10 protein-coding genes are annotated in these 9,013 nt (G+C 52.7%); 3 read left to right on the top strand and 7 right to left on the bottom strand.

Annotation, left to right across the window (positions count from 1 at the left end; genetic code table 11):
- The 4 genes from HEQ72_RS10990 to HEQ72_RS10975 form a co-directional block, all read right to left on the bottom strand.
- Positions 1–225, bottom strand: a 225-nt coding sequence (locus tag HEQ72_RS10990; protein ID WP_168023403.1) for a recombinase family protein, incomplete at its 3' end; no start/stop codon positions are given.
- Positions 226–333: 108 nt separating this feature from the next.
- Positions 334–915 (bottom strand): recombinase family protein, encoded by a 582-nt coding sequence (locus tag HEQ72_RS10985; protein WP_168023400.1) that lies wholly within the window; start codon positions 913–915, stop codon positions 334–336.
- Positions 916–990: 75 nt separating this feature from the next.
- Positions 991–1,188, bottom strand: coding sequence for a DNA cytosine methyltransferase (locus HEQ72_RS11835; protein ID WP_168023399.1), 198 nt, complete (start codon positions 1,186–1,188; stop codon positions 991–993).
- Positions 1,189–1,235: 47 nt separating this feature from the next.
- Entirely contained in the window at positions 1,236–2,285 is a 1,050-nt protein-coding gene (locus HEQ72_RS10975) for a Fic family protein (RefSeq protein WP_168023398.1), read from the bottom strand.
- 414 nt (positions 2,286–2,699) lie between these two features.
- Here HEQ72_RS10975 and HEQ72_RS10970 point away from each other — a divergent pair, with 414 nt between their 5' ends.
- Complete coding sequence (locus HEQ72_RS10970) at positions 2,700–3,089, top strand: hypothetical protein (RefSeq protein WP_168023397.1); 390 nt, start codon at positions 2,700–2,702, stop codon at positions 3,087–3,089.
- Between the two features lie 759 nt (positions 3,090–3,848).
- On the top strand, positions 3,849–4,892 hold the full coding sequence (locus tag HEQ72_RS10965; RefSeq protein ID WP_168023396.1) for a replication initiator protein A: 1,044 nt from the start codon (positions 3,849–3,851) through the stop codon (positions 4,890–4,892).
- A gap of 179 nt (positions 4,893–5,071) precedes the next feature.
- Here the strand turns inward: HEQ72_RS10965 and HEQ72_RS11775 are convergent, their stop codons facing one another.
- From HEQ72_RS11775 to dcm, 3 genes are all read right to left on the bottom strand, one after another.
- A complete protein-coding gene (locus tag HEQ72_RS11775; protein WP_168023395.1) occupies positions 5,072–5,935 on the bottom strand; it encodes a M48 family metalloprotease in 864 nt (287 codons plus the stop codon).
- 59 nt (positions 5,936–5,994) lie between these two features.
- Complete coding sequence (locus HEQ72_RS10955; RefSeq protein WP_245184339.1) at positions 5,995–7,290, bottom strand: type II restriction endonuclease; 1,296 nt, start codon at positions 7,288–7,290, stop codon at positions 5,995–5,997.
- Positions 7,291–7,395: 105 nt separating this feature from the next.
- On the bottom strand, positions 7,396–8,526 hold the full coding sequence (dcm, locus tag HEQ72_RS10950) for a DNA (cytosine-5-)-methyltransferase (protein WP_272487550.1): 1,131 nt from the start codon (positions 8,524–8,526) through the stop codon (positions 7,396–7,398).
- 262 nt (positions 8,527–8,788) lie between these two features.
- Between dcm and HEQ72_RS10945 the strand changes: the two genes are divergently transcribed.
- Positions 8,789–9,013 (top strand): recombinase family protein (locus tag HEQ72_RS10945; RefSeq protein ID WP_168023401.1); only part of this gene is annotated, 225 nt, incomplete at its 3' end.

The raw sequence follows: 9,013 nt of genomic DNA, 5'->3' as shown, positions 1-9,013 counted from the left end.
GTGCACAAGCTGTTTTACGGTCCGGCCAAGACGGTCCAGCTTCCACACCACCAGCGTATCACCAGTGCGCAGGTAATCCAGCGCAGAGGAAAGGCCGAGGCGGTCTTCACGGCTGCCACTGGTCTGGTCCTCGAACACGCGCTCGCAACCGGCGGCGGACAACGCCTCTGTCTGTAGCTCTGTGGTCTGGTCTCGCGTCGAAACGCGGGCGTAGCCGATCAGCATGGAATCTCCCTCAAAACTCATCGCAAACATCACCAAGAACCGACACGGTTTCGAGACACCGGGCACGGCATGTGACCTTGATCGCTAAATGGCTTTGAATTTTGATTGCTATTTGGCGTGCTCGGTGCGTGTGAGGGTGCGGTACACGGTTGGCCTGGAGACGGAGAACAGCTCGGCCAGATCGCTGATGCTGTAGTCACCGGTATCGTACATCCGCCGCAACTCGCATTGCTGCCGTTCGGAGAGCTTGGGCTTCTTGCCGCGTAGTTTGCCCTTGGCGCGGGCTACCGCCATGCCCTCGCGGGTCCGTAGCCGGATGATGTCCGACTCAAACTCCGCAAAGGTAGCGAGGATGTTGAAGAACATCTTCCCCATGGGGTCGGTCGGGTCATAGATGGACGCGCCCAAGGCCAGTCGTACCTTGCGCTCCGTCAAGGTGTCGGCGATCTCCCGTGCATCGAGGACCGAGCGTGCGAGGCGGTCGAGCTTCGTGATGACCAGCGTGTCACCCGCCCTCACGGCCGCAAGCGCCTGGTCGAGGCCGGGCCGTGAGCGTGTGCGCCCGGTCAGCCCCTGATCCGTATAGATGCGATCCGGAGCAACACCGAGTTCGACGAGGGCATGACGCTGCGCAGCAAGGTCTTGCTTGTCAGTAGAGCAGCGCGCGTAACCAATCGTAATATTCTTCATGTCATAAGATGTACGTTAGACGTACCGTTACTGCAATTTTTATCGTACCATTCAATTGATAAAGAAAACCTCCCGTTATTTACCGATATGTGTACTGAGTGGGTTTATGATGATGAACCGTCCGCACAACGATCCTCTTACGGACAATCCACAGGCAAATTGTGTCTCGAACCCAGCCATTTCAAGCCCACACGACAGCCCTCCTGCTCCGGCAAAAAGGTCAACGACCTTCAGCCTAGCTTCACGTTTGCCGCCCTTGAGGGCCTTTGGCATTTTTTTTCTGCAATTGCACTATCTGCGTTACTTCCTCTCGTTCTATATCAGGGCAGGGCATACCAGGTTGCTTTGCCAGTGCCGTGGCGGACAAGGTGGCCTTGTTCCAGCAATCGTTTGAAATGCTCTTTCAGTGTGTTGCGGCTCGCGCCGGTGGCGCGGATCATGTCGCCGATTGTGACACGGCCGCGCTTGCGCGCCTCGTCGATGATCTGCGCGGCCAGCTCTGGCAGTGCTGCCATCATCAGCTTTTCGCGCTCCACTTTTTCGGCTAGGCGGCGCATTTGCTGCTGCAAGGCGCGCATGAAAAAAGTAAGCCAGGGCTGCCAATTTGGGGCCTCGGTGCGAATGGTTCCTTGCGTCTGCCGCAAGGCCAGATAGTATCCTTCTTTGCTGTTCTCGATCACGGATTCAAGCGATGAATACGGCACGTAGGCATAGCCGGCCTGCAACAAGAGCAGGGTGGTGAGGGCGCGGCTCAAGCGGCCATTGCCGTCTTGGAAGGGGTGAATTTCCAGAAAGGTGACGACGAACACGGCGACGATCAAGAGCGGGTGAATCCGCTTCAGCTCGCGGGCGTCATTCAACCATTGCACCAGCTCGGTCATGCGGCGGGGGGTATCGAACGGCGTGGCCGTCTCGAACACGATGCCGATCATCTTGCCGTCTGCGTCAAAGGCTCCCACGTCGTTGCGCAAGGTCTTGTATTCGCCACGGTGCCGCTCGTCCTTGTCGCTGTGGCGTAAAAGGTCACGGTGAAGCTGTTTGATATAGTTTTCCGTGATGGGAATCTCTTTCCAGGCTTGGAAGATGGTCTCCATCACCTCGGCATAGCCGACGACTTCCTGCTCGTCGCGGGTCGAGAATTTTTTGATTTCCAGGTTTTCCATCAGGCGCTCAACCTCGCGGTCTGTTAGCTTGCTGCCCTCGATGCGGGTTGAAGAGCCGATGCTTTCGATGGTGGCGACGTGGCGCAGAGCCCTCAGGCGCTGAGGCGCAAGGGTTCCAAGGGCGCGCCATGCGCCCTTGAATTCGTCAACCTCGGCAATCAACGCCAGCAGCTCTGGTGTGATCTGAATTGTGTCAGTTTTCAGCATAATGCTATCCTCGTCACCCATATTTACACCCATATTCGGCCAAAGGCCCAGCCAGAAATACACCTATATTCGGCCATAATATTTCTTTGCATCCATGCCCCCGTGAGGGCTTTTGGTATTTTAACTTGGTGGGGATACGTCAAGCATTCTCGTATCACCCTCGGCCTTTCGGCCGCCCTGCAGGTGCGTGAGCAAAGTATCACGCAAGCCTGATCCGACAACGCTTGACGACTGATAGGGTGGTGGGTGGAGTTAGCGGCCCAAGTCCAGCTCATCGCTATGGTCGCGCCGGTGCAGTTGTTTCAGCCTTGCTGAAGGCGCGTATTTTCGCGGCGCTTAAGGCTAGGGCAGAACGCAGCAGGCTGCAAAGCAACGAAACACCTGTGCTTTTCATCATGGATAAGGCGCAAGAGATTGCCACGGGCAAAGCTCGCAATCGGTCGGTCGCTCGGCTTGGCTGTCGTTGCTGCAACGCAGACGGTCGAACGCATTATCAAGCAACTCGGTGATGCCACAGCGCGGAAGTGGCTGATGATTTTCGGCTCAGCCCTAACGCTGAACGGTCGTTCACCCTCAACGGATGATTTTATGGCCGATCCCGCGCGACCGGCATGGTGGTTGACGATTCCGGCGGTCGAAGGTCTGCCGGTCAGAACGGAAATAGATGCCCATACAAATACGGGCGTGGTCGCGGCCAGTCGCTATCAGGCCACCGTGCGGGAATTTGTGGCGATACCAGGCTCAAAACTGGCCCATTCGGGTTGGCAACGCTTCACCGCGCCGATTGCAAACGCCCTGCGCTAGGTCGGCAATGCTGGCGACGGCGGAAGAAAGCCACGGCAACGGCTCTTGCAGCGTGGCCCGCGATCGATGCGCGGGATGTCATAAAGCTCAATCCGCTTCGTCCAAGAGCTAAAAAGCCGGATAGCTCTAAAACCGCATAGGAAGCTCGCTGAATAGGGGGAAGCATTTTTTGGTGGGTGGGGTGGGGGCTTGAAAAGCCCTTAACCCCATTATCTGCCCTTCTTAATCCACGTGCAGATGTCTTGAAAATACATCCTGTCGTTGCCCTAAGTACTCCCTGCTAAGCAAATTACGGTCTATCCGTTGGTACGAACGGTTGATTTTGTTGTATTTATTTCAGCATCATGGCGCTTGCGCCGTCAAAGCCATATAGTTTGTGCGGCTCAAAGCGCTGCACTCAGTTTTTCCTTCAGAGGTTCGCATAGGCACAGCTTTGGAATTGGATTCTGAAATGGCTTTTTGAGTTCATTCTGAACGAAGTTATCTACAGCTCTCGCACGTATGTGTTAAAATATGTGTTAAATATAGTGTTAAGCGCCTCTGAACACCGCTCAACACTATGGAATCATTGAAGACTATTTGCAAGCCGGTCTCTAAAACCCCGAATCTCGGTCTTTGAAATCCTGGCTAAGGTCTTTGAAATCCTAGTTATCCACAGGCCGCCGGTGGTGTCGGTCTCTGATACCACGAATCGGCGCTGACGGTCTTTGATACCACGAATCACTTGACAACGGTCTTTGATACCACGAATATGCGGGCATGGTCTCTGATACCACGAATCTTGATAGCCTTCTTCCCGACAGGTATCCGCAAGGAGACTTGTTCATCTGCGATATTGCCGACGCCGTTCTGAAGGATTTGGTCGCGCAGATGGAACACCCATTCTATTCTCTGTCCAAGAAGCCTGAAACCACGGTCAGGCGCTATGAGCATAACGGCAACTGGATCGAGATTGTGCCAAGCGTTAAAGGCCTGGCAACCATCTATGACAAGGATATTTTGATCTATTGCATTTCGCAGCTTATTGCGAAAAAGAACAAGGGCGAAGCCATTTCCAAGCGGGTGCGGATCACCGCGCGCGAATTGCTGATGTTCACCAATCGCGGCACGTCCGGCAAGGATTATGAGGCGATGTGTGAAGCCCTTGATCGCCTCGATGGGACGCGCATTCGCACAAATATCAAGCGAGGCGATGAAGAGCAATTCAGCGCCTTCGGCTTGATTGATTCCGCCTCGGTCGCGCGTAAATTCGGCCTCGATGGTAGATTGCTCTGGTGTGAGATCACCCTATCAGATTGGGTCTTCAATGCGGTCAATCAGAATGAATGCCTGACGCTGCATCGGGATTATTTCCGGCTGCGCAAGCCGCTTGAACGGCGCATCTATGAGATCGCCCGCAAGCATTGCGGTCGCCAGCCGAGCTGGTCGATCAGCATCGAGCTTTTGCACAAGAAAACAGGCTCCAAGAGCTTGCTGAAGCAGTTTCGCTATCTGCTGAAGGATTTGGCGCGGACAAACCATCTGCCGGATTACACAGTGAGCTTGGAAGACGGCGATATGATCCTGTTCACCAACCGCGCGACGATTAAGGCGGTTGAAGCCCTGTCCTCCCGTGACATTCCTCAGCTCGATGACGATGTGTATCACGATGCGCGCCTGGCCGCGCCTGGCTGGGATGTGTATCACCTGAAGAGCGAATGGCTGTCGTTCTGGGATGACTCCGGTCGACCGCCGTTGCGTGATCCGAATGCGGCCTTCCTCGCCTTCTGCCGGCGGCGCTATGAGAAGCAGGGCCGACCGTAAAAACGGCCATTTATAAGCCGCTCCGGTTTCGAGACACCGGCCACGACGACAGGCGGCTTCCACGCTCTCAAAAACCACGCTTGAAACTGCGTTGGTTCTTGGTGATGTTTGCGATGAGTTTTGAGGGCCCCCATTGTCATCACTGGCGCAGGCGCCATGGCAACAGGGGCTTATATTCATCAGGCTGTCAAACCAGCATACTGCTCAATGCGTGACCGCCTCAACTCAGTAGGGGGGTGACTTTTTGTATAGTAATCCACAAGACCACTACTACCCGGATTCACTTCCATGGAGGCTACATGATCAAAGAATGACATAAGCCCTTCAGGGCCAACGAGACTTGCCGCAAAGGCGTCTGCCCTGTATTCCTCCTGTCTGTTGCTCAGGGAAAAAACAAACCACCCTGCTTGCTCTGAGAAATGAATCAAAGCGCATAAAACAAAAGAGATTATCGGGCCAATAACCGGAATAAAGCCAAGGCACATGAACACCTTCTTTGCCAGATAAAGGGGCCATGAAACAGCCGACATAATAAGAAGAAAAAATGTATCTCTATAATGCAGATGCCCTAATTCATGAGCCGCTACGCCAACAAGGCTCTGCATTGCGTCTTTTCCGTCGTCACGGGCAGCCTTCAGAAAGTCACGGCTTATTGCTATAGATCGCAGACTATAGGCCATTGCATTGGTAGAATTATCATCCAGGACGTGCCAAAGGATAGCTGGCATGGGTTTTCCGTATTTCCGGAGATATTTGGCGCCCAAGACCATGGAAATGTCATCTAAAGTCTTCTTCTCGCGTTTTGATGGCCTCCTTGCTCCCATCCGAATGCTCATATAAGCATCACCCCACGTCATGGCAGCAGCCGCCAATGCCAATAAAACAGCGGCTGAACACGCAAATATCCGTGCATTGGTCACAGGATCAAGCAACCAGTCGAGGAATGGTGTGATCCCATACAAGAAACTGATGACGAGAACGGTTACATGCAATGAGACAATAATCTGCCAAGACAATGCGGCCAACTTACAGAATGCACTCACATTGATTCCTGAATGAAACATCTTCCCAACCCCCCGTCATTGGTGTTCACTTGTATAAGTTAGCCACCCTGTCGCTCACGGACCAATTCCGTGAAACCGGAAACATCCATCAACCATGCCTGCTGTGCAGGCGTGTAAGTCTGGTGCAGACTGCGGGGCAGAACAAGCTGAAGCTGCTTTGCCGCCATTTCCTCGGTCTGGTGCGTGGATATTGCCGTCTCCAGAGTCAGCAGATGCTTGTCATCAATCCGGTCTGCTTCGGCAAGAACCTGCCGCCAACGGTCCTTGCAGGTTGACTTCACGCCAAGCATAGTTAGCTTCAATGAGTCAAACGCCGGATCATGATATGCGGCCGCACCAGGAAACAGGAAATCAGGCTTGGCCCTGTTCTCTGTTATGGCTGTTCGTGTATAGCGTAGACCATTTTCCTCAAACAGTCGTTCCAAGTGATTCTCCAGGGCGAGACCGACGCGACTTTTACGACGGTTCTGCACGGACAAGGAAAATGACAGAAACCCATCAACATCAACGTTCCTGGCGCCAATCTTCCCGGTGAATCCTTGCGATAATCTGTCAGCAATAAGATAGCGCTCAAGTGTACGGAATAGAATTTCCTCACGCTCCATCCACGTCATCAGGACAAGATCTGGCTGGTCCCGAGGGGAAAGATCCTTAAGAGTTGATCGTGCATAGGTCGAAAATTCGCGCGTAGTCGGGAAACGACCAGAAAAGCGTGTTAGCATGTCATCAAGATAAGTATCTTCGGATGCCTCAACCGCTATACCAATGTTCTCCAGAATAAACCGGGAGGCAAACTCGATACGGTCCTGTTCTGTTTCCAACTCGGACTTTACGAAAAAACCGGGGTGAACCAGATCAACAAAGCCAAACAACCACTCAATCTGCCGCCCGATACCAGAACCATTTTCAGCAATGATAACCAGAAGGCTACCATCGCGCTTTTTTGCTATGACGAGAAGGTCTCCTTCGCTGGCATTAAGGGATACGTTTGTGGTTGGGAAATAGAGATGATATTCAGGAGAACGCGGTTTCCCCTTGCGGCAATTGTAAAGAGTCAGGAACGCATCTTCCACGACAGGATCAGAATCATCATCGGTGAGATAGAGAAAACGGGCTGGTATTCTCGTCTTCTCTTCAGGACTACCAAGAAATGCCCTGACCTTCCTTGTCGCATGGTATTCGTGCTGGTTTGAACGCGTCCCGTCTGCCTCTACCGCACTTAGCCTCTTTGCGGCGACCCCTTCAAAATACTCCGAAAGATATCCTGGTTTCATTTCCTGATCTCGATCAAGGGAGCGTCCACCATAAAGCCAGAGTGCAGGTACCAGATTCATGTCCATGCACACATATCGCGGCATGGTACCGGAGAGTCTCGGCATCATAGCTACATGTAGTGCACATCACCCGGCTGCGTGCGTGACTGTAACCTTCATAAACCATCAGGAAGGCGAGGCGCGTACACTTAGAAGTGCATTTTGTTCATGAATGATTAACGCTTGTATGTGGGGCTTCATGATACGCGCAACTTCTCGCATGACTGGCATAACAACGCTATTGCCAAACTGGCGATAGGCCTGTGTATCACTGACAGGTATCCGGAAAGAATCAGGAAATCCCATCAAACGGGCGCATTCACGGGGAGTTAAACGTCGTGGCCTTTTGCTCTTGCCCTGCCATACAAGGATTTCGGACCCATCCTTGTAGTACCGCGCGGATAACGTACGGGTAACGCTATCCGGATAAACCATTCCAAAACCAAAACCATTACCGGCGGCGCGGTGTTTCTCTGCATAATTCTGAAGGTACGTCCAAAGGTTTTGGGTCAATGTATATCGTGGTTGGACAGCTTGCTTGTCATGATCAAAAAAGCGATCACTGTCCCATGGAATGATGGGTTCTGTACCATCGGTCCTGTGGAGAATTGAAGCAAGACGCGGACCTTCCTCCGGTACTCTCAGATCATCCCACGAAAAGCCTGTTTCCTGACGGAAACCAACGATAATAATGCGCTCCCGATGCTGTGGTGTGAAATTCCGTCCATCCATGACCCGGTAATGCACACTATAACCAAGCTCATCACGGAGCGTTTGCAGGATCACATCAAAAGTGTGCCCCTTGTCGTGCGACAGTAGATTTTTGACGTTCTCCAACAGGAATGCCTTCGGGCGCTTTGCTGCAATAATACGGGCAACATCAAAAAACAGGGTTCCTTGTGTCGTACATTCAAAACCATGAGGGCGACCCAGAGAGTTTTTTTTGCTTACACCGGCAATACTGAATGGTTGGCACGGAAAGCCTCCAAGAAGGACGTCATGATCCGGTACAAATTCTGCTGGATAAGGAACGATGTCACCAATGAATGTATGACGATCACCATAGTTCTGGATGTACGTTTTTTTCGAGAACTCATTCCATTCACTGGTAAAAACGCATTTCCCTCCATGGGCTTCGAAGCCCATTCGGATGCCGCCAATACCGGCAAAAAGATCAATAAAATTAAAGGCGCATCCATCCCCCATGGTATGGGTGTCTTTTGGTTCCATAAGATCCCGCAATGCCGGCTCAAGCATCACTGGACACGGTGTCTCACCTTTTTCCCACCGTCTTATGGTTTTGATGTCTTTCCCAACATGCTTGGCAAGCTCGCGTTGTGTGAATCTGCTGCGGGCTTGTTTCAAGGTTTTGAGGGGCTGAGAATATGTCATGCTTTATTCTTGTCGGGAAAATCTGCGGACATTATGTCCTCTGTTATCTCTTTGTTCTATTCTTTTTTTGTAACTACAGGATCGTTTGAGCGTGCTGTTATGTGCGATGCGTTTTGAGGGAGATGTCATGCTGATCGGCTACGCCCGCGTTTCGACGCGAGACCAGACCACAGAGCTACAGACAGAGGCGTTGTCGGCAGCCGGTTGCGAGCGTGTGTTCGAGGACCAGACCAGCGGCAGCCGTGAAGACCGTCCCGGCCTTTCCAGTGCGCTGGATTACCTGCGCACAGGTGACACACTGGTGGTGTGGAAGCTGGACCGTCTTGGCCGGACCGTGAAGCAGCTTGTGCAT

Source organism: Haematospirillum sp. 15-248 (assembly GCF_012102665.1).
GTDB lineage: Bacteria > Pseudomonadota > Alphaproteobacteria > Rhodospirillales > Rhodospirillaceae > Haematospirillum.
This window is presented reverse-complemented; position numbering and strand designations above follow the sequence as displayed.